A 19,063-nucleotide genomic window follows, 5' to 3' on the forward strand; every position below is an offset into this window, starting at 1 on the left:
GCCAATAGACCTCTTGGCCGATCTCTTTATCGCTCACAGGAATCAACGATCATTCTGGTTGATCGTTCACGACATTTTCTTCATTCACGATATCATCGTCTTGTTCGGCTACACGTTGCAAACCAACCACATGTTCATTTTTTGCCGTACGAATCAATCGAACACCTTGAGTGTTACGCCCTTGAACATTGATTTCTGATACGCGGGTACGCACCAAGGTGCCTGCATCAGTAATGATCATAATTTGGTCGCTGGTCATCACCTGAATCGCAGCGACAACGTTACCATTACGTTCACTGGTTTTGATTGAGAGTACACCTTTAGTCGCACGACCTTTTGTCGGATATTCTTCTGCCAAAGTACGCTTGCCGTAGCCGTTCTTGGTTATCGTTAATATTTCGCCCTCTTTCTGTGGAATGATGAGTGACACCAGGCGATCATCATCATTAAGCTTAATACCACGCATCCCGGCTGCCTTACGTCCGACTGATCGCACCTTACTTTCTGAAAAACGTACCGCCTTTCCATCGGTAGAAAACAGCATCACCTCATTACTGCCATCAGTTAAAGCGACACCGATTAACTCATCGCCTTCATTCAAATTAATAGCGATAATGCCATCTTTACGTGGACGACTAAAACAATCCAGTGCTGTTTTTTTCACTATACCGCAGGCCGTCGCCATAAAAACGTGATGCCCTGCGTCATATTCACGCACCGGTAAAATGGCGGTAATGCGCTCATTTTCTTTCAACGGCAATAAATTGATGATGGGACGTCCGCGTGCACCGCGGCTGGCCTCGGGTAATTGATAAACTTTCATCCAATAGAGACTACCTTTACTGGAGAAACACAAGATAGTGTCGTGTGTGTTGGCAACCAAGAGTTGATCAATGAAGTCTTCTCCTTTTATACGGGCAGCGGATTTACCCTTACCTCCCCGCCGCTGAGCTTCATAATCCGTCAATGGCTGATATTTAACATAACCTTGGTGAGATAGCGTCACTACCACATCTTCCTGATTAATCAAATCTTCATTATTAATTTCTAAATTATTAACAATGATATTGGTACGACGTGGATCTTTATATTGCTCTTTAATTGCGTTCAACTCATCCTTAATGATTTCCATCAAGCGTTCAGGCGTTTTTAAGATAGAGATTAATTCGACAATTTTTATTAACAAATCCTTATATTCATCAAGCAATTTGTCATGTTCCATGCCGGTCAATTTTTGCAGACGTAGATCCAAAATGGCCTGAGCTTGTTGCTCGGTGAGATGGTAGCTTTCGTCGTGAATACCAAATTCTTTTTCCAACCATTCAGGGCGAGCGTCTTCATTACGACCGATGGTGATTTGTTCACCGGAAGAACGTTTTAACATTTCATCCACATCGCTCAGCGGCCATGCATTTCCCATCAAACCATTTTTAGCATCAGCAGCAGTGGGGGCATGGCGAATAAGCTCGATAATCGTATCAATATGTGCCAATGCAACCACCAAGGCTTCCAAAATGTGCGCCCGATCACGTGCTTTGCGCAGTTCAAACATCGTGCGTCTTGTCACCACTTCGCGGCGATGACTGACAAATGACTGCAAAATTTCTTTCAGAGGGAGTATTTTTGGTTGCCCTGCATGTAAGGCCACCATATTGATACCAAAAGTGATTTGCAGCTGTGTCAGCGAATAAAGATTGTTCAAGACAACCTCACCCACCGCATCGCGTTTAATTTCAATCACCACGCGCATTCCATCTTTATCAGACTCATCACGCAAGGCACTGATACCTTCTACACGCTTCTCTTTTACTAACTCAGCAATTTTCTCAATCAGTTTCGCCTTATTAACCTGGTAAGGTATCTCATGAACAAGAATGGTTTCACGCTGAGTTTTAGCATCGATTACCACCTCAGCACGCGCCCTGAGATAAATTTTACCGCGGCCAGTACGATAAGCTTCTGCAATCCCCCGACCGCCGTTAATAATAGCGCCGGTAGGAAAATCGGGCCCTGGAATATGCCTCATCAGTGCTTCAACGCTTATATTTTCATCATCAATATAAGCCAAGCACCCTTCAATGACTTCAGTAAGATTATGCGGTGGAATATTCGTTGCCATGCCCACGGCAATACCCGATGAGCCATTAACCAATAAATTAGGGATCCGAGTGGGCATTACTGCTGGAATTTGTTCAGTACCATCATAATTAGGTACAAAATCGACCGTTTCTTTATCTAAATCTGCTAGCAGTTCGTGGGCGATTTTTGCCATACGAATTTCGGTGTAACGCATGGCGGCGGGAGAATCACCATCCACTGATCCGAAATTACCCTGCCCATCTATCAGCATATAGCGTAGTGAAAACGGTTGAGCCATACGTACAATGGTGTCGTAAACGGCACTGTCGCCGTGTGGATGATATTTACCGATTACGTCCCCAACGACACGAGCTGATTTTTTATATGCTTTATTCCAATCATTACCTAATACACTCATCGCAAACAGTACACGACGGTGTACGGGTTTTAATCCATCACGAACATCAGGTAACGCACGCCCGACAATCACGGACATGGCATAATCCAAATAAGAGCCTTTTAACTCTGCTTCGATATTGACTGGGGTAATTTCTCTGGCAAGATCGCTCATTAAGCCGCTATCCCTCTACAATAATTACTGGATTTAAAAGTGGTGAATTGTACCATAAAGCATAAATTTTAGCAGAGTTCCTATCTCAGAGCCTGTTCGAAATCTTCTTGAGTGGCGCTAGGCACGCGGCCAGGGCGACCGACCGATGAGCGTGGACATACTATGAGGGCTCGCAGCCAACAGCTGCAAAGGCGAAGGGTATAAATTAAATTGGAGAATACTATTTTGAACTACCGTTTGATCACAACTGACCACGCCTTGAAAAACATCTGCGATCAAGCTTGTACTCATACACAGGTAGCGCTAGATACCGAGTTTATTAGAACCAGAACCTATTATCCGCAATTAGGTCTTATCCAGCTGTACGACGGCCAGAACCTTTCTCTTATTGATCCATTGCAGATTAAAGAATGGCAACCATTTTGTGCATTGTTACAAAATCAAAATACAGTAAAATTTTTGCATGCAGCCAGTGAAGATATTGAAGTATTTTTAAATGCTTTTAATCAGTTACCTACCCCTATGATCGACAGTCAAATTTTAGCGGCTTTTGTTGGGCATCCGGTGTCCTCTGGTTTTGCTACCTTAGTGGCACAGTATTGTCATGTTGAACTCAGCAAAAGTGAGACACGAACCGATTGGTTGATAAGACCACTTAGCCAAAAGCAATGCCATTACGCGGCGGCAGATGTATTTTATCTGCTGCCATTAGCCAGACAATTGCTCAAAAACACTACCGCTGCAGGTTGGTTGGATGCCGTTAAAGACGAATGTGCATTACTCTGTCAACGCCGTAGTAAAATTTTGCCGCCAGAACTCGCCTATCGTGAAATTGCTAATGCGGGGCAATTGTTGCCCCATCAGTTAGTGTGTTTACAAAAATTGGCCGAATGGCGTTTAGTTGAAGCACGAAAACAGGATTTAGCCGTGAATTTTGTGATCAGGGAAGAGCACTTATGGCAAATTGCACGTCACCGCCCTTCTTCTTTTAGCAAGCTAAGTTCGCTAGGATTAAGTGAACGAGAGCGAAGGCTTTACGGTCAAATATTGTTGGCTTTGGTCAAGCAAGCCAATGCACAATCAGCCACACCATTACCCCCTTTAGCGAACAACCTGATCGAACAACCCGCTTATAAAAAGGTATTCCAAGATATTAAAACCGTGATACAGCAAATCAGTACCAGCAGTGGGTTGAGCAATGAACTATTAGCTTCCCGACGCCAAATTAATCAATTATTAAAATGGCATTGGCAGCTAACAACGACCAGCGAGACACCCGAATTAATGACAGGATGGCGTAGTAAGTTATTAGCACAGTCCCTGCAAGAAATACTCAAACAGTATTAGCGTCTATTATTTTAGTGCTTCCTCGGTATCCGGCAAAATAACATTAAGCTCCAATACCGAAATATCATCCTCTTTTTGCTCAAACTGTACTTGCAGCATGTCAGGATCGATCTGAACGTATTTACAGATTACCGCCAAAACATCGCGTTTTAAATCAGGTAAATAACGGGGTTCATGCTCCCCTCTACGCCGTTCGGCAACAATAATTTGCAGCCGCTCTTTGGCTACATTGGCCGTTGGTTTCTTCCCAGATAGAAAAAAATCTAATAAAGCCATAGCATCACCCCCCAAAAAGCCGTTTTAGAAAACTTTTTTTATCTTCCTCAATGAAACGAAAGGGAAGTGTTTCTCCTAATAAACGAGCAACGGTGTCTGCGTATGCCTTACCCGCATCAGATTCAGTATTTAGGATCACCGGCTCGCCTTGATTTGAAGCACTCAAAACAGACGGGTCTTCCGGAATAACACCAACGAGCGGTATGCGAAGTATGTCAAGAACATCTTCCATACTTAACATATCACCACGACTGACACGACCTGGGTTATAACGAGTCAGCAATAAGTGCTCTTTAATGGGATCTTCGCCTTCTTCAGCACGGTGTGATTTAGATGACAAAACGCCAAGAATACGATCAGAATCACGAACCGAAGAAACCTCAGGGTTAGTGGTAATAATCGCCTCATCGGCGAAATACAACGCCATTAATGCCCCTGTTTCAATACCAGCGGGAGAATCACAAACGATAAATTCAAAATCCATCTTTTTTAGATCATTCAAAACTTGTTCAACCCCTTCTTTGGTCAGTGCATCCTTATCGCGGGTTTGTGAAGCCGGTAAAATATACAAATTTTTGGTACGCTTATCTTTGATTAATGCCTGATTCAAGCTAATTTCTCCTTGGATCACATTGACAAAATCGTAAACGACACGCCGTTCACATCCCATAATTAAATCGAGATTACGCAGGCCGATATCAAAATCGATCACCACGGTTTTTTTGTTATGTTGCGCCAAGCCAGTCGCAATGGCAGCGCTGGATGTCGTTTTACCAACGCCGCCTTTACCTGATGTAACAACAATGATACGGGCTGCCATGAAATAAATTCCTTGTCAAAGGTTTGGATTCAGTAATTCTATCTTTAACGCATCGCCCAATAAATGCAAGCGCACCGCTTTACCAATGTATTTTTCATCTATATGTTCTTTCAACCAATAGGTTCCCGCGATAGAAACCAGCTCTGCGTCTAAAACCATGCAAAAAATACTAGCTTGAATATTACCGGAGGCGCCGGCCAGTGCCCGCCCCCGCAATTTTCCATAAATATGAATGTTACCATCGGCGATAACTTCCGCCCCAGCACTGACATTACCGATAACAACCAGATCACAAGGAGCACGAACTTGTTGACCAGAGCGAACAGGAGCGTTGATGACACGTGTTTTTGTCGTGCTCTTTGCGGGGAAATTCACCGCTTCACTTTTCTTTTCATCTTTTTTATGTTGACCTTCGCTGAGCAACGGCAGACCTGCTTGTATCAGCGCCATTCTTTGTGCACTATCATGACCATTGACACCAACGATATGCAAGCCTACTGAGCTCACTGCCTGCCGTAACGCTAGCCAATTTGTATCCTGAGGCAACAGCGCTACATTAATCACAATGGGCGCATTTTTAAAAAAATTCTTGGCAGCAAGCATTTTTTTTTCTAATGCTAGCCGAATGACCTCTGGCCGTGGATCGTACAAATGCAAGACCGAAAGGGTAAAATTACTACCTTTGAATTCAATGTATTGACTTGACAATGATGACATCTATTATTTTTACTCAGTTTCAGATAGGTTAATAGACTTTACATAATCGCTATTCGTGGTGTGAAGTCAAGGCACCCGGAGCACAATAACCTTTGTTAACAAAATACATAAGGATTGTGAGCACCGCGTAACACAGAATTCACGTTACGAATAGCGGTTATACCCACAGTCCTTCAAGTTGCCGCTAGGCGGCCAGGGTGTAAGGCCAATGAGCGTAGAAATACTACGTAATTCGCTCTTACACCCGCCGCCAACAACACGACGGCTTCAAAGACGAAGGGTATACCCAGAAATCTAATGAACAGCAAACCCTATATCGATGACATTCTGATCTACAGTAAGTATGGTATAGGTAATAAAAAAATACAGTCTGGAAAATCTATATATTGCTATTTGTTTGCATTTTGTATTTCAGCGTGCTGTATCAGCTTGATTAGTTTATCTTTATTATTGCTTTATAAAAGCATATACCCTTCGCCTTTGAAGTTACGGTGGCGTTGGCAGCGATCACTCATCCTCTGTCATGTATCGATTCGATTGATTGCAGCCTTGCCGTAACTCGAAATTAATTGGGTATAAAACAAAGAAAAAGAACGAAAAGAGAGAATAGAAAAAATGAAACGTAAAAAAGGAGAGAAATAATTGGATCCTGTTGATGAAAATTTATATTGGTATTATTATCTGTAATTTTTTATTTATTAATCTTATCAAGATGAAGAATCATCCATTTTTATTATTTATTCTATTTTTTAATGCCACTGCTTTTACCTAAAAATTAGGTTATGCCATAATCCGATACCATTTTACAGTAGATGAAAAATAATCTAATGCGAAATTTAAAAATCGTTGTTATTTTTTTAGCACATCAATAACATTGAGTTTAATTATTTTTTGCTAAATATAATTCAGTAGAAACAAATAAGAATGAGTTAGTAAATAAACTGTATTTAATTTGTAAAAGTTTGAATTTAATCTGACATTCTAATATGTTTAGTATGAGATAAAGGAGTGTTAGAGATGAATCAAACAGCAAAAATAATCAAACCGAAATTAGGCTTATTGGAACTGGCGAAACAATTGGGTAATGTTCAGTCAGCGTGTAAAGTCATGGGCTACAGTAGGGACAGCTATTACCGGTTTAAAAAGCTGTATGAGCAGGGAGGTGAACCAGCGCTGGTAGAGATAAGTCGTAAAAAACCTATCGAAAAAAACCGGGTAGAACCGCATATAGAACAAGCGGTGGTGAATATGGCTTACGACTATCCTGCTTATGGACAACACCGCGTAGCGAATGAACTCAACCGACAGGGGATAATGATTTCGGGCAGTGGTGTTCGCTCGGTTTGGTTGCGCCATGACCTAGAAAATATCAAGAAACGCCTTTCTGCCTTGGAAGCTAAGGTAGCGCAGGAGGGATATTTACTCACCGAAGCCCAGCTGCAAGCACTGGAAAAAGTGCAAGATAAACGGGAAGCACAGGGTGAAATTGAAACGCAACACCCGGGCTATCTCGGCTCTCAGGATACTTACTACGTGGGGCACATTAAAGGCGTCGGTAAAATTTATCAGCAGACCTTTATTGATACCTATTCCAGAGTCGCCTTTGCTAAGGTCTATACAGAGAAAAATGCCTTGGTTGCAGCAGATGTGTTAAACGACCAGGTGCTGCCATTCTATGATGAGCAAGCGGTTCCCTTATTGCGTATCCTGACTGACAGAGGCTCAGAATACTCGGGTAAAAAGGAAAACCATGCCTATCAGCTTTACTTGGAGCGAGAAGATATCGAACATACGCGGACAAAAGCGTACAGCCCGCAGACCAATGGGTTCTGTGAGCGGTTTCATAAAACGATGAAAAATGAATGTTATGACGTCATGTTTCCGCGTAAAATTTATTCATCATTGGAAGACATTCAGCAAGACATCGATAAATGGCTCACATTCTACAACACAGAGCGACCTCATTCAGGCAGGTATTGTTATGGCAAAACCCCCTGGGAAACTTGGATTGCATCAACAGAGTTAGTAAAAGAAAAACAACTCGATAATTTATTTAAACCATCGGACAGTCAGATTCATCTGACAAATTCCATGGCTTAGCTTGTGTCTGTCAGGTTAAGTTTGAGCTACTACACCTGTTTCACTCAGACCAAGGCTGTCATTACAGTAGCCTATCGTATAGACAACAGCTCTGGAAATATCAGATAAAACAGAGTATGAGCCGCCAGGGTAATTGTTGGGATAATGCCCCAATAGAGCGCTTTTTTGGCAGTTTAAAGTCAGAATGGATACCAAAACAGGGCTATAGTACCGTTCAACAAGCACAAGCTGATGTACTTCCCTACCTCACTCATTATTACAATCAAGTCAGGCTACATAGTGTTAATGATTACCAAACGCCAATGATTAAAGAATACCAGGCGGCATAAAACACCTGAATTTGTGTCCAAAATTATTTGACCAGAGCAATGCATTTGGTGGGCTAATGACTCGTCATAAATGAACCATTTTTTTTACACAGTACAAATATACCTATCTATTTTAAATATCATGGGATAAACTGTACATGTACATATTTATGGGGGAATATAACTCATTAATCTGCTTTCACACAGACATGCTTAAATAGTGAGGTATAAAATGAACGAAATAACCTATACCCGTTTGAGACAGAATCTCGCTCATGTATTAAATAAAGTGAGGAATGGAGAGGAATTCATTGTTACTCAGCGCGGGAAGTCGTCGGTTAGGCTTTCATCAAATGACGAAATGATAGCACCGTCTCTCATCAAAGATATCTCAAACCAATTAAAATTGAAAACCAATTGGAAAGATGTTTTCAATACCAAAATAAAACCAGTAATGAATCTTAAGCATTCAGAAATGATTAAGACTGATAGTGATTATTTTAATAAGCAAAAAATAACCATAGAAGATGCAGTAAAAGAAGTCCGAATGCGCCATGCAAAAACGATAAAAGCTTTAGAAGATAACTAATGGAAGAGATCGTTTTATTAAGCATTGAACAAGTAATTAATATTCAAAAAAATACTTTACCGCAAGGCGCTGTGGTCGATTACAACAAGCTTGTTGGCGCATTAAACCGTATTCAAAATCGGCAACATTATGAAAACTGTAATGGTAAATTTGAACTTGCAGCCTTATATTTAACGGCAATAGCTAAAGCACACGCTTTCGTAGATGCGAATAAAAGAACAGCCTTTATATCTTGTGCCACCTTTCTGCGAGCAAATGGCATCCAATTACAGGAAATGACATTTTATCTAACCAAGCTAACGGTTATGGTAGCAACCGATAAAGTCACTGAGAAAGAGACAGCGATACTTTTGGCTCTTCTATCCGATTACTATACTCAATTTACTGATTATCAATGTGAATTTACTGATGAAGAAGAGTGTATTTATTATAATTTAGCAATAGCAATGGTGCTAAATGGCAACAATATAAAAAAATTAAAAATGATGGCTGAAACAGTAAAAAAATTACTTGATGATGGTGAACTCAACGTCATAACAAAGCAAATCTTGGAACGGTATTAACCGACGAATAAATAATCCCCCGTTTATTTAATACTAATTCATTAAAAAAATTAGAAAACTGACCGCACTTAGTTAATCTCCCCCTGTCCCACTCTGCTCTGGTCAAATAATTTTGGACACAAATTCAGGTGTTTTATGCCGCCTGGTATTCTTTAATCATTGGCGTTTGGTAATCATTAACACTATGTAGCCTGACTTGATTGTAATAATGAGTGAGGTAGGGAAGTACATCAGCTTGTGCTTGTTGAACGGTACTATAGCCCTGTTTTGGTATCCATTCTGACTTTAAACTGCCAAAAAAGCGCTCTATTGGGGCATTATCCCAACAATTACCCCGGCGGCTCATACTCTGTTTTACGGTGTTTGTCAATGTAGTTGTCGCTTGAAACTGTTTTATGCAGCACTTACTTCCGGATTCAGCATCACTTCATGAATAAAATTCCAGTTACGACAGCCTTTGCTCCAACGTTCGGGTTTTTTAGCTCGAGCTAATTCATAGATGGCTTTCCGTTTAGCTAATATTTCTTTATCTGCCTCCCTATGACGTTCATCTGGAGTAACGTACTTGATACCACTGTGTTTATGTTCAAGGTTGTACCCGTTCACAAACTGAGCTACCCAGGCTCTGGCATCATTGAGTAAAGTAAACCCCTCGGCTGGCCACTGGGGACAATATTTCACCGTTCGAAACAAGGATTCGGAATAAGGGTTATCATTGCTGACTCGTGGGCGAGAATATGAACTGATTCCCCCCAGATCGTACATTTTCGCCAACAGGGTATAACTACGCATGGGGCCACCATTATCTGAATGAAGAATGATTTTTTTGCCCGCGCATTTTTCTTTCCAGATGCATCGTTGCAGTAGCTCTGCAGCCTGTTCGCCGGATTCTTGTTCAAAAACGTCTGCCCCCACAATTTTCCGACTGAAAATGTCCATCATCATGTAGAGGTAAAGATGCCGACCTTTTATAGGTGTTGGCAAATAACTACTATCCCAGGACCATACCTGATTCGGTGCTGTCGTTTTTTGTGCGCCTGGACGTTTATAACTTCTCTCTCGACGTCTAGGTGTTAACAGTTTGTTCGCTTTGAGCACGCGATAAAACGTAGACTCAGAGGCGATATAAATTCCCCTATCAGCCAGCGTCGGAACGATGACATTCGGAGGGAAACTTGAAAACTCTGGTGAGTTACAGATTTCCATGATCCGCTGTCGTTCAGCATCAGACAATTTGTTGCTGGGGGCATTGCGAACGGCCGTTGACCGTTTGTCGGCCAGGGGAGCGTTGTGACAATTGTTGCGCCAGCGTTGCAGTGTTCTGACTGAAATCCCAATGACCTGGCAGGCTTGCGCCTTACGAGCCCCCTGTTTCATCGCATTCCTAAGCATATCAACTATATTAAGCCGCTCCGGGAGAGGTATTAGACGTCCTCGCTGTTGTCCCAGAGGGCATTGAACTTTTCCCTTAATACCAGTAGCGCTGCGGTTTCCGCCAGCGCCTTTTCTTTTCTGGTGAGTTCTTTTTCAAGTTCACGGATCTTTTGTCTGTATTCTTTGACGACTTTATCAACTTTATGATTATTCAAGGCTTTCGGCTCATGAGCCCGGAGCGAAGCCGTTCGCCATTCCTTTACCTGTTCAACAAACAATCCTTTGTGCCGACAGTATTCGGCCAGCTCAATTTCAGACATCACTGCGCTTTCAATGACCACCGCAAAACGCTGTTCGGGCGACCAACCTTCGTTATTCTTTAAAAACTGCTCATCTTCACATAACAGGCCATCACTCATTAACTCGTTTCTCCATCTTGAAACAACCGAAGGGCTCACGTCTAGCTTCTTCGCTATTTGCCGGTGAGACCAATTATACGGAGGTTGAAGCCAGAGCAACCCTTGTTGCTTGATATTGATAGGCACGGGGTTTGCCGGCATGGTGTTCTCCTTAATATTAACAGGCGACAACTATGCTGACACAGGGGGTTATTCGGTGATCTTCTTGATGATAATATGCACCACCAAAGAACGCTATCAGCAATGTCAACGCTACTTTAGATTGACCACTTTTTGCTACTTTAAAATGTCCAGTTTTTGCTAATTTTCCTGTTGGGTTTCTATTCCAGGCGCCTGGATAATATCAGTCGTTTTTATAGGCAACATGCCTGCTTTGCGTTTATTTTTGAGTCGATAGCTTTCTCCTTTAATATTCAATGTGGTTGAATGATGTAAAAGCCTGTCTAAAATCGCAGTTGCTAAAATGTGATCACCGAATACGTCCCCCCAATCAGTAAAACTTTTATTTGATGTGAGAATGATGCTCGCCTTTTCATAACGACGGCTCAATAACCTGAAAAATAGGCTAGCTTCTTCGCGATTCATCGGTAAATACCCGATTTCATCCAGTATTAATACCCTGGCATAGCACAGTTGCTGAAGTTGGCGTTCCAGACGGTTTTCTTGCTTTGCCTTCATTAAGGTACAGCAGAGTCTATCCAGAGGCATAAACAATACCCGATGCCCAGCTGTAGCTGCCTTGACAGCCAGCGCTATCGCCAAATGCGTTTTCCCTACCCCAGGTGGGCCTAACAAAATGACGTTTTCATGATGTTCGACAAACCTCAGCCCCGCCAGCTCGCGGATAATTTTCCTGTCTATACTTGGTTGGAAAGTAAAGTCAAATTGCTCCAAGGTTTTTATCCACGGCAAACGTGCTTGTTTTAACCGCGATTCCAAGCCTTTTTGGTGACGCCCGTTCCATTCCTGGGCTAATGCCTGCTGGAGAAATTCACGGTAGTTCAGTGCTTTCTTGGTGGCTTCTTCACATAAACTCTCCAACGCATCGCCCAGGTAATCCATTTTTAACCGTATCAACAAGTTTTCCATTTCCATCAGAGTAGCTCCTCATACACACTGAGCGAACGAGACGCTACTCGATTGACCTGTTGCCAAAGGGCTTGATGATGTTCTGGCACCTTTTGCCAGCCCTGCGTTACCTCCTGCAAGAGATGCGTCGCGAGCAGTTGCTCATCGCCGTAAATACGTAGCGTATTATCTAAACCGATACGAATATTAACCGCACGACCACACCAGAATGAAGGCACGCTATAGCGATTACCTCTGACATCGATATAGCTGTCCCATGCCACTTGTCGTAGGTCGAAGTAGCTGGTATCGAAATCAGTCGCAGGGAGTGGCATCAAGGCTATTTTTTCCTCAGCAAAACGATTTTCCGGTGTCTGCTTGAATTGACGAAGATGACGCTGGTCTGCCACTTTCGCCAGCCACATCGCTAGCAGTTGATTAACATGAGCGAAACTCTCAAACTGACGGTAGCGAGTGAAAAAATTGTGTTTAACATAGCCCACCATCCGTTCGGTTTTGCCTTTCGTTTGCGGTCGATAAGGCTTACAGGCGCGAGGGCTAAACCCATAGTGATTAGCCAGTTGCAGGAAGCCCGCATTGAACTCGATGTGGCCATTTTGTCCATGTTTGATAACAGCGGCTTTTTGGTTATCTACCAAGACATTTTTTACGCTGCCACCGAAGTAATTGAAGCTGCGAACCAGCGATTCATACGTGTGCTCAGCATCTTGCTTAGGGGCAGCAAAGACATGAAAGCGACGCGAAAAACCGAGCGTATTAACGGCAAAATTAACCGTACAGGCAGAGCCTGCCACCTCAACGATGATTTCTCCCCAATCGTGTTGAAGTTGATAACCGGGGAGGGTTTCAAAGCGTACCGTGTTTTTCGAGGCCCTGAGCGGACGTTTGGGATGTATATAACGTCGGAGCATCGCACTCCCACCCCGGTAGCCTTTTTCACGGATTTCCTCAAAAATAACCGCCGCATTCCAAACCTGTTCACTCAACCTTGAATCGATGTAGTCTTTAAAGGGCTCGAGTTTAGCAACCTGTTTTTTACCGCGTTTTGCTGTTGGCGGCGCAGGATAGCTAATGTGCCGTCTCACCGTTTTTTCTGAACACCCTATCTGATGGGCAATATCAACAATAAATGCCCCCTGTTGATGGCGTTGTTTTATCATGTAGTGGTCCTCTCTTCTTAGCATGCTTATTTCCCTCATGGCTTTGTCACCACAAAGGAAACTGCATTCTGGCTTGAGTGGACAAATTAAATTAGCAATTTACGGTCTTTTATCATTAGCGCTGACAGCAAACCTACTTAATTGCAGAAGAGGCAACAGCAACCTGCGAAGATCGTGTATCCCATGCCTATAATCAGATGAAGTTGTTAATCTTGATTGCCGATATTGAAGCGCAGAAATCCTATAATCCCATAGCGTTATCTAATGTAATTGAATTAGGCAGAGGCTGTTTTCGTTTAGAAAAGCTTGAACAAATTGCAAGGAATAAAGCAAAATCACTGCGATTGGTTGACGAAATCGAAGTCTATCTTTCCTATCAAGTGAAGTTGCGTGAGAGACTTGCTCTTCCTCTGGATACGGTTGATATGCGTTTTTATGATGTTTCCTATGTCACTGATACAGATTTAAACAATGCCGCTGCCATTGTGATGGAAAAAGAAAAAACAGAATTGCTTGATTTCTTTTCAACCGACTGGTCAGTGTGGCAATCAGTGCTAAAAAAACTTGATAGCGAAAATTATGAAAAAGCCCTCGCTGAATCCAACAGTGAGCAGACTTCCTTGCGCTTCCAACAAGAATTTGCTGCTGAAATTAGCGCTAAGGGTCTACCAATGAATGAGCCAGAGCTAGAAGCAAAACTAGGGCCGCCTATCATGCGTAAGATTAAGGGTGAAATTATGGCTAAGTGCACCAACGCTTTTTTAACTAGCCGAGAGTTAAGTCTGTACTAAAAAACCATGATGGCGTTACATAGTCATTATTTCACTAAAGCAGAAAGCAATGAATCATATAAACTTTATGAACAGATTAAACGGATAGAAAATAAAGTGCCGGAAAAAGAAAAACAAAAAATAACAAGGATTAAAGAGAATCTTCTTTTCAATAGTGCAATATTAAATCCAGATAATGAATGTGAGTATCAAACTTCACTCAAAAGACTTGAAGATTTATATAGTCAAGGGCACATACTAGCTCCTGGATATATAAAATATAAAGAAGATTGTATGAGGCATAATTATGCAATACATTTAATGTCACAAATAAAAGCATTAGAAATAGAAGAATTATCACCTGATGAGTATGAAAAAAATAAAGAAATCATTTTAAAAGCCAATGAGATATATGCTGGTATTGTAAATAAAACGGTAGAGGATAAGAAATACCATCAAGCACTTTTAGCATTAAAAGAAAAGTATAGTTCACCAATTCATATCTTAAAAAAAAGAGAAGAAACACTTCAAGAGTTTGATAAAAGATTACCCTGTAGTATCAGCAAATTTATAGAAAAAATCACCATGCCACAAACAAATGATCCTATTCAAAATAGAGCACTAAAGGGGCTTTATAAACCAATTGCAGAAGTAAATTATCATCCCAACAAGGAGAAAGAATGGGTTAGAAGTAAAGTGGACATAGAAATAATCACCTATCATATTCAATCTATTGTGAGATCTTCAGCAAGGAATTTAGCTGCAGAATACAGTAGTCATGCGATTAGAGAGATAGGAAATCGTCTTGGTGAAAAGGTTGAGAAAAATACCTCTTTCAAGAAACGCAAAATTGAATTGATCTGAGGTAATCTTCAAAGAAAAAACTAATGATTATCCGGTGCTGCTGTGAAACCTCGGCCTTTTGAGCTCGTTTTTGACAAAAGATTTCTTGCAAAACCGTAGTTCGTGGCGTGAAATCAAGGTGCCCGGAGCGCGTAGCAACCTTCCGTTACCATACCAGTACATGAAGATTGTGAGCATCGCGTAACGTAGAATTCGCGACACTCAGTAGATTATGCAAGAAATTTAGAGTATCAGTGATGCGAATAGACTCGGAGTAATCTGCGGGATACCCTTTGAGGCTATAGCCGAATCAGTTTAATTTTATTCAAGGCGGAGGAGCACAGACAGTACAAATAGTACGGCAAGCGACGACAACGCAGAATCAAATTAAACTGATTTGGCTATATTAACCAGACCCGATACTGCTATGGCTTTGTCGTCCGTTGAAGAAGAATACACCGAGGCGAGTGAAGCTTCGGTTTAAACGTGGTAGAGAGCCTCTCCATAAGATGTAAATAACAACGCTATATAAGTATTTTTTGCTCTTTAATATTAAGTATTTTTCTTCTAGGTTTTTCTGGGATTAATTTCATTTAATGCCGATAGAAACGTTGAGCAAAAAAAGGTAAGCACCTGGTCAAGATAGATCCGTGGTTTTCCAATTCTAGAACAGGGAACCTCTCGCTAAATTTTAGTGAGAGGAAGATGTAATTAATAGAAATAAGTAGATATTGCTTCTATTAATCGATTATTTACTAAGATAGTCTCTGAATACAGGAAATTACCAAATTATATACTATTATGATGTTAAGCAAGTTCAATGATGTCTAATGGTTTATGTGAGGTTTCTTGTGCTCGCTGATACTTTAGCCAAAAACGAGTTCAAAACGCTTATTTAATTTATGTAAATTGCGCTTTTGCTTGTTTTTTCATCAATTGAGTGTTGCTCAACGGGATTACTTCTTTTTAGTAGATAAAAAGAAGAAGGTAGTAACCACTCATTGGTGTGATTGCTTTTTATGATTAATATATTGATATGATTTAATAATCTTTAAAAATAACTGATTATTAATCGGCGTGTACGAAAAATAGACATTTTATTTATGTTAAATTTTAGGCAGAATACACAGTCGTCATATAAAAAGATAGTCTGCTTTACTTGACGAACGAGATTTTAACGTACAGTACGCAAAGCGTTTCTGTATAACGTTTTTTGTTAACAAAAACGGTGTGATATGCAAGTTTTAATTATGAGGCATGGTGACGCGGTACTTGATGCCATTACTGATGCAGAAAGACCCTTGACGTTATGTGGTCAAGATGAGTCTCTACAGGTAGCAAGTTGGTTAAATGAACAGTCAATGGACATTGAGCAGATACTAGTCAGCCCTTATTTGCGTGCCACGCAAACGCTTGAGGTTACACGTAAAGCACTGATTTTACCCGGAGAACAGGAGATCATGCCTGAATTAACTCCTGGGGGGGATGCTGTTTTGATGACTTGTTATCTTCAGGCCTTAGCTAAAGAAGGTTGTTCTGCCGTGCTGTTAATTTCACATCTCCCGTTGGTGGGTTACTTGGTAGCGGAGCTTTGCCCTGGACAATACCCTCCCATGTTTGCAACTTCTGCTATTGCTTGTATTGATCTAGATGTGAATACGGGTCATGGCACTTTCGATTGGCAAATTGGTCCCTCACAGCTCGCAGCTAAGGTTCAGGAACCAACCCTTCCAAGCTGACATCCTCCCAGCGATAAATGGCGAGGATCTCCACCGTCAGATCGAAATCTGAGTTGTATCACAGCAGGCTCCTGCTTCAACGGACAGCTTGACTGCACTTCTCCTTCAAAGATGTATTGCCCTGTCGCTAAAATGTTATCGGTGCTCCGATGTATTATAGCCAAATCATTTTAATTTTATTCTGTTCAGAGTATTACCACCATTGATGGAAATGATGTACGGGTCCGTTTCCCTTGCCAACGTTTAAACTGCTCGCTTGTACCAGTGCTTGTTGCAAATAATCTTTGGCCGTTTGAACACTTTCTTGCCAATTATGATGTCTAGGTCGCAATGCTGCTAATGCTGCTGATAAGGTACAACCTGTGCCATGTGTGTTGCAGCTATCTATCCGCGTATGCGTAAAGCGGTATTGACCTTCTGCTGTAAATAACCAATCCGGACTCTCGTTACCATTTAGGTGCCCCCCTTTCATCAATACGTTTTTGCAGCCCAAATGCAATAATGCCAGTCCTTGCTCATACATTTGTTCTTCATTTTTTGCCAGTAAACAATTGAGTAATACTGCTGCCTCTGGCAAATTTGGTGTGACTAAAGACACGAGTGGTAACAGATATTTTTTAAGTGCATTTACTGCTTCTGGTGCTAACAAAGCATCGCCGCTTTTAGCCAACATCACCGGATCTAAGACGACATAACGGGGTTTGTAGCACAATAATTTATCCGATACGATTTTGATAATAGCACTATTTACTAGCATACCTATTTTAGTGGTGTCAATACGCATATCACTGAATACTGAATCTAATTGTGCACCGATAAAGTTTGGATCAATGTTATAAATTGATTGTACCCCACAGGTATTTTGTGCAACTAATGCAGTGATTACGCTAGCGCCATAGGCACGTAATGCAGAAAAAGTTTTTAGATCAGCTTGAATACCCGCCCCACCACTGGGGTCGGTTCCCGCTATAGAAAGCGCATTGATATGTTTCAAGGTATTTCACACTTGGTTACCGAAATACAAGTAACAACCTGTTCGAAATCTCCTGTACTTGCTAAAGAAGATTTCGAACAGGCTGTATATCCTTCGCCTTTCAAATTACGGCGGTGTTGGCTGCGGGTGTTCGCCCTCATGGTTGACGCTCATCGGTCGGTCGCCCTGGCCGCCTAGCGGCAACCTGAAGGACTGTGGGTATAAAAGGATCACTCCATATTTTTTCACTTACATGGTGTATAGGAAGATTAATCTTTAATACTACTGGTTGATAAGTATCCTTGGTTGCTATTTTCGCAGCGGCCATACGAGCGATAATAAAACCATAAATGCCTCCCATTAATCCGCCGATAACCGTAATCGCTTCTTTAGCAAACAACATATGACAAAAAAAACTGCTGCTAATGAGGCCTAATAAAGGTAAAAAATAGACCAACAACGCACAACTTAATAAACCGCTTTCACTGAAACCTAGCTCAACCTGCTGACCCGGCACCAAGGCCTGTGAGATAGGTATTTGCAACTGATGCACTTTATTTGAATTTGCATTATTGCTAAAGGCTCCCCCGCATCCCCTGGAGGAATGACAGTTATTACAAGCTTTGCGAGGCTGACAATGCAGTAACGCCACTCCTTGTTGCCACGAAACCACTGTTGCCCATTCTCTCATCATTTTTTAATCTTCTGAATAAGTGCTTGGTGAGTAGTAGTCTAGCCCAGTATAAGGTGTTGGAGGCTCTGACCCAAAATATTGCTGTCGTGATACAGCGATACGTTGAAGCAGCTCTTCTACCTGAGATGTTTGATTTTTATTAAAATCCCCATTTAAACCAACGGGTGAAGCTTTCATCCCCATCACCGGTAAGGTATTAAATATTGGCAATGTATTAAATGTGGGTGATTCAGGTTGCAAATCTGATATTGCTGGTTGCTCATATGACTGAACGCTAATGAGCACAGCGACGCATACACAGGCTGCAATCGCCACTTGGGTTATTTGACTGATCCAGCGAGGAGAGATCTTTTGCAAAGTAGGCCATTTTACTGATGCCGGGCTTTCCTCGGTCATTGGTGGCAAATATAACCCCGATTCTTTTTTGATCACATCAGCGACAGCCTGTGAAACATCTAAATTTAAGGCTCCACTGGCGCTATCATCTGTGCGCAAAATATCACGAATTAAATGATAACTACGCCAACTTTGCTGAAGTTTTTCATCTTTTGATAAAGAATTTATCAATTCAGCATCAAAATTTTCTCCATCTATCAAAGCGGAAAGCTTTTCTTTTTTCATGCCTAAGTACC

19 protein-coding genes and 2 pseudogenes are annotated in these 19,063 nt (G+C 41.6%); 9 read left to right on the top strand and 12 right to left on the bottom strand.

Translation table 11 applies throughout. From position 1 onward, the window contains the following. Nucleotides 1-49: 49 nt before the first annotated feature. Nucleotides 50-2,650: a DNA topoisomerase (ATP-hydrolyzing) subunit A gene (gene gyrA / locus AACL30_RS00645; RefSeq protein ID WP_339057453.1), complete on the bottom strand. Its 2,601-nt coding sequence runs from the start codon at nucleotides 2,648-2,650 to the stop codon at nucleotides 50-52. Between the two features lie 225 nt (nucleotides 2,651-2,875). Here gyrA and rnd point away from each other — a divergent pair, with 225 nt between their 5' ends. Further along, nucleotides 2,876-3,997 carry a ribonuclease D gene (rnd, locus tag AACL30_RS00650; RefSeq protein WP_339058363.1) on the top strand — a complete coding sequence of 374 codons (1,122 nt, stop codon included), beginning with the start codon at nucleotides 2,876-2,878 and terminating at the stop codon, nucleotides 3,995-3,997. Nucleotides 3,998-4,003: 6 nt separating this feature from the next. Here the strand turns inward: rnd and minE are convergent, their stop codons facing one another. Genes minE through minC form a run of 3 tightly spaced genes read right to left on the bottom strand, consistent with a single transcriptional unit; the run spans nucleotide 4,004 to nucleotide 5,801 of the window. Continuing rightward, nucleotides 4,004-4,273: a cell division topological specificity factor MinE gene (gene minE, locus AACL30_RS00655; RefSeq protein WP_006705902.1), complete on the bottom strand. Its 270-nt coding sequence runs from the start codon at nucleotides 4,271-4,273 to the stop codon at nucleotides 4,004-4,006. Nucleotides 4,274-4,277: 4 nt separating this feature from the next. Then, complete coding sequence (gene minD, locus AACL30_RS00660; protein ID WP_339057454.1) at nucleotides 4,278-5,093, bottom strand: septum site-determining protein MinD; 816 nt, start codon at nucleotides 5,091-5,093, stop codon at nucleotides 4,278-4,280. A 15-nt stretch (nucleotides 5,094-5,108) separates the two neighbouring features. Then, the gene (minC, locus tag AACL30_RS00665; protein WP_339058364.1) at nucleotides 5,109-5,801 is read right to left on the bottom strand and encodes a septum site-determining protein MinC; all 693 of its coding nucleotides are present in this window, start codon (nucleotides 5,799-5,801) and stop codon (nucleotides 5,109-5,111) included. A gap of 1,026 nt (nucleotides 5,802-6,827) precedes the next feature. Here minC and AACL30_RS00670 point away from each other — a divergent pair. The 4 genes and pseudogenes from AACL30_RS00670 to AACL30_RS00685 all read left to right on the top strand — a co-directional run bounded on the left by AACL30_RS00670 (nucleotide 6,828) and on the right by AACL30_RS00685 (nucleotide 9,370). Continuing rightward, nucleotides 6,828-7,910: an IS481 family transposase gene (locus tag AACL30_RS00670; protein WP_339057455.1), complete on the top strand. Its 1,083-nt coding sequence runs from the start codon at nucleotides 6,828-6,830 to the stop codon at nucleotides 7,908-7,910. 35 nt (nucleotides 7,911-7,945) lie between these two features. Beyond that, nucleotides 7,946-8,239: pseudogene (locus AACL30_RS00675) on the top strand (integrase core domain-containing protein); the annotation flags it as partial. A 211-nt stretch (nucleotides 8,240-8,450) separates the two neighbouring features. Then, nucleotides 8,451-8,807: a type II toxin-antitoxin system prevent-host-death family antitoxin gene (locus AACL30_RS00680; protein ID WP_339057456.1), complete on the top strand. Its 357-nt coding sequence runs from the start codon at nucleotides 8,451-8,453 to the stop codon at nucleotides 8,805-8,807. Then, nucleotides 8,807-9,370, top strand: a complete 564-nt coding sequence (locus AACL30_RS00685; protein WP_339057457.1) for a type II toxin-antitoxin system death-on-curing family toxin — start codon at nucleotides 8,807-8,809, stop codon at nucleotides 9,368-9,370. The genes AACL30_RS00680 and AACL30_RS00685 overlap by 1 nt, the downstream gene beginning before the upstream one ends. Nucleotides 9,371-9,503: 133 nt before the next feature. Here AACL30_RS00685 and AACL30_RS00690 read toward each other — a convergent pair. The 4 genes and pseudogenes from AACL30_RS00690 to istA form a co-directional block, all read right to left on the bottom strand. After that, nucleotides 9,504-9,728, bottom strand: a pseudogene (locus AACL30_RS00690) (integrase core domain-containing protein); the annotation flags it as partial. 35 nt (nucleotides 9,729-9,763) lie between these two features. After that, nucleotides 9,764-11,304 (bottom strand): IS3 family transposase gene (locus AACL30_RS00695; RefSeq protein ID WP_339057458.1). Its coding sequence is split into 2 segments (ribosomal slippage): nucleotides 9,764-10,830 and nucleotides 10,830-11,304, totalling 1,542 coding nucleotides; the frame shifts between segments, so codons are not numbered across the junction. 159 nt (nucleotides 11,305-11,463) lie between these two features. Continuing rightward, entirely contained in the window at nucleotides 11,464-12,261 is a 798-nt protein-coding gene (istB, locus tag AACL30_RS00700; protein WP_339058365.1) for an IS21-like element helper ATPase IstB, read from the bottom strand. Next, the gene (istA, locus tag AACL30_RS00705) at nucleotides 12,258-13,436 is read right to left on the bottom strand and encodes an IS21 family transposase (protein ID WP_339056344.1); all 1,179 of its coding nucleotides are present in this window, start codon (nucleotides 13,434-13,436) and stop codon (nucleotides 12,258-12,260) included. Before istA ends, istB begins: the two co-directional genes overlap by 4 nt. Between istA and AACL30_RS00710 the strand changes: the two genes are divergently transcribed. The 4 genes from AACL30_RS00710 to sixA all read left to right on the top strand — a co-directional run bounded on the left by AACL30_RS00710 (nucleotide 13,435) and on the right by sixA (nucleotide 16,764). Further along, nucleotides 13,435-13,605, top strand: coding sequence for a hypothetical protein (locus AACL30_RS00710; RefSeq protein WP_339057459.1), 171 nt, complete (start codon nucleotides 13,435-13,437; stop codon nucleotides 13,603-13,605). The two genes, istA and AACL30_RS00710, sit on opposite strands and share 2 nt — an antisense overlap. Then, nucleotides 13,553-14,203, top strand: coding sequence for an NEL-type E3 ubiquitin ligase domain-containing protein (locus tag AACL30_RS00715; RefSeq protein ID WP_339058366.1), 651 nt, complete (start codon nucleotides 13,553-13,555; stop codon nucleotides 14,201-14,203). Before AACL30_RS00710 ends, AACL30_RS00715 begins: the two co-directional genes overlap by 53 nt. Before the next feature lie 6 nt (nucleotides 14,204-14,209). Further along, entirely contained in the window at nucleotides 14,210-15,046 is an 837-nt protein-coding gene (locus AACL30_RS00720) for a hypothetical protein (RefSeq protein WP_339057460.1), read from the top strand. A 1,214-nt stretch (nucleotides 15,047-16,260) separates the two neighbouring features. After that, nucleotides 16,261-16,764, top strand: coding sequence for a phosphohistidine phosphatase SixA (gene sixA, locus AACL30_RS00725; RefSeq protein WP_339057461.1), 504 nt, complete (start codon nucleotides 16,261-16,263; stop codon nucleotides 16,762-16,764). 193 nt (nucleotides 16,765-16,957) lie between these two features. Here the strand turns inward: sixA and thiD are convergent, their stop codons facing one another. Genes thiD through AACL30_RS00745 form a run of 4 tightly spaced genes read right to left on the bottom strand, consistent with a single transcriptional unit; the run spans nucleotide 16,958 to nucleotide 19,052 of the window. After that, nucleotides 16,958-17,758 (bottom strand): bifunctional hydroxymethylpyrimidine kinase/phosphomethylpyrimidine kinase, encoded by an 801-nt coding sequence (gene thiD, locus AACL30_RS00730; protein WP_339057462.1) that lies wholly within the window; start codon nucleotides 17,756-17,758, stop codon nucleotides 16,958-16,960. Continuing rightward, nucleotides 17,755-17,898 (bottom strand): hypothetical protein, encoded by a 144-nt coding sequence (locus AACL30_RS00735; RefSeq protein WP_339057463.1) that lies wholly within the window; start codon nucleotides 17,896-17,898, stop codon nucleotides 17,755-17,757. Before AACL30_RS00735 ends, thiD begins: the two co-directional genes overlap by 4 nt. Beyond that, nucleotides 17,895-18,431, bottom strand: a complete 537-nt coding sequence (locus AACL30_RS00740) for a SoxR reducing system RseC family protein (RefSeq protein WP_339057464.1) — start codon at nucleotides 18,429-18,431, stop codon at nucleotides 17,895-17,897. The genes AACL30_RS00735 and AACL30_RS00740 overlap by 4 nt, the downstream gene beginning before the upstream one ends. Before the next feature lie 3 nt (nucleotides 18,432-18,434). Then, nucleotides 18,435-19,052 (bottom strand): RseA family anti-sigma factor, encoded by a 618-nt coding sequence (locus AACL30_RS00745; RefSeq protein ID WP_339057465.1) that lies wholly within the window; start codon nucleotides 19,050-19,052, stop codon nucleotides 18,435-18,437. Nucleotides 19,053-19,063: the final 11 nt, after the last annotated feature.

It is taken from the genome of Candidatus Regiella endosymbiont of Tuberolachnus salignus (assembly GCF_964020115.1).
Lineage (GTDB): Bacteria > Pseudomonadota > Gammaproteobacteria > Enterobacterales > Enterobacteriaceae > Regiella > Regiella insecticola.

Bases quoted from the DNA above. Each gene is read 5' to 3' on its own strand.
- gyrA (WP_339057453.1), bottom strand. From the start codon at position 2,650: ATGAGCGATCTTGCCAGAGAAATTACCCCAGTCAATATCGAAGCAGAG.
- minE (WP_006705902.1), bottom strand. From the start codon at position 4,273: ATGGCTTTATTAGATTTTTTTCTATCTGGGAAGAAACCAACGGCCAAT.
- minD (WP_339057454.1), bottom strand. From the start codon at position 5,093: ATGGCAGCCCGTATCATTGTTGTTACATCAGGTAAAGGCGGCGTTGGT.
- AACL30_RS00670 (WP_339057455.1), top strand. From the start codon at position 6,828: ATGAATCAAACAGCAAAAATAATCAAACCGAAATTAGGCTTATTGGAA.
- AACL30_RS00680 (WP_339057456.1), top strand. From the start codon at position 8,451: ATGAACGAAATAACCTATACCCGTTTGAGACAGAATCTCGCTCATGTA.
- AACL30_RS00685 (WP_339057457.1), top strand. From the start codon at position 8,807: ATGGAAGAGATCGTTTTATTAAGCATTGAACAAGTAATTAATATTCAA.
- AACL30_RS00710 (WP_339057459.1), top strand. From the start codon at position 13,435: ATGCTTATTTCCCTCATGGCTTTGTCACCACAAAGGAAACTGCATTCT.
- istA (WP_339056344.1), bottom strand. From the start codon at position 13,436: ATGCTAAGAAGAGAGGACCACTACATGATAAAACAACGCCATCAACAG.
- AACL30_RS00720 (WP_339057460.1), top strand. From the start codon at position 14,210: ATGATGGCGTTACATAGTCATTATTTCACTAAAGCAGAAAGCAATGAA.
- sixA (WP_339057461.1), top strand. From the start codon at position 16,261: ATGCAAGTTTTAATTATGAGGCATGGTGACGCGGTACTTGATGCCATT.
- AACL30_RS00735 (WP_339057463.1), bottom strand. From the start codon at position 17,898: ATGAGGGCGAACACCCGCAGCCAACACCGCCGTAATTTGAAAGGCGAA.
- AACL30_RS00740 (WP_339057464.1), bottom strand. From the start codon at position 18,431: ATGATGAGAGAATGGGCAACAGTGGTTTCGTGGCAACAAGGAGTGGCG.
- AACL30_RS00745 (WP_339057465.1), bottom strand. From the start codon at position 19,052: ATGAAAAAAGAAAAGCTTTCCGCTTTGATAGATGGAGAAAATTTTGAT.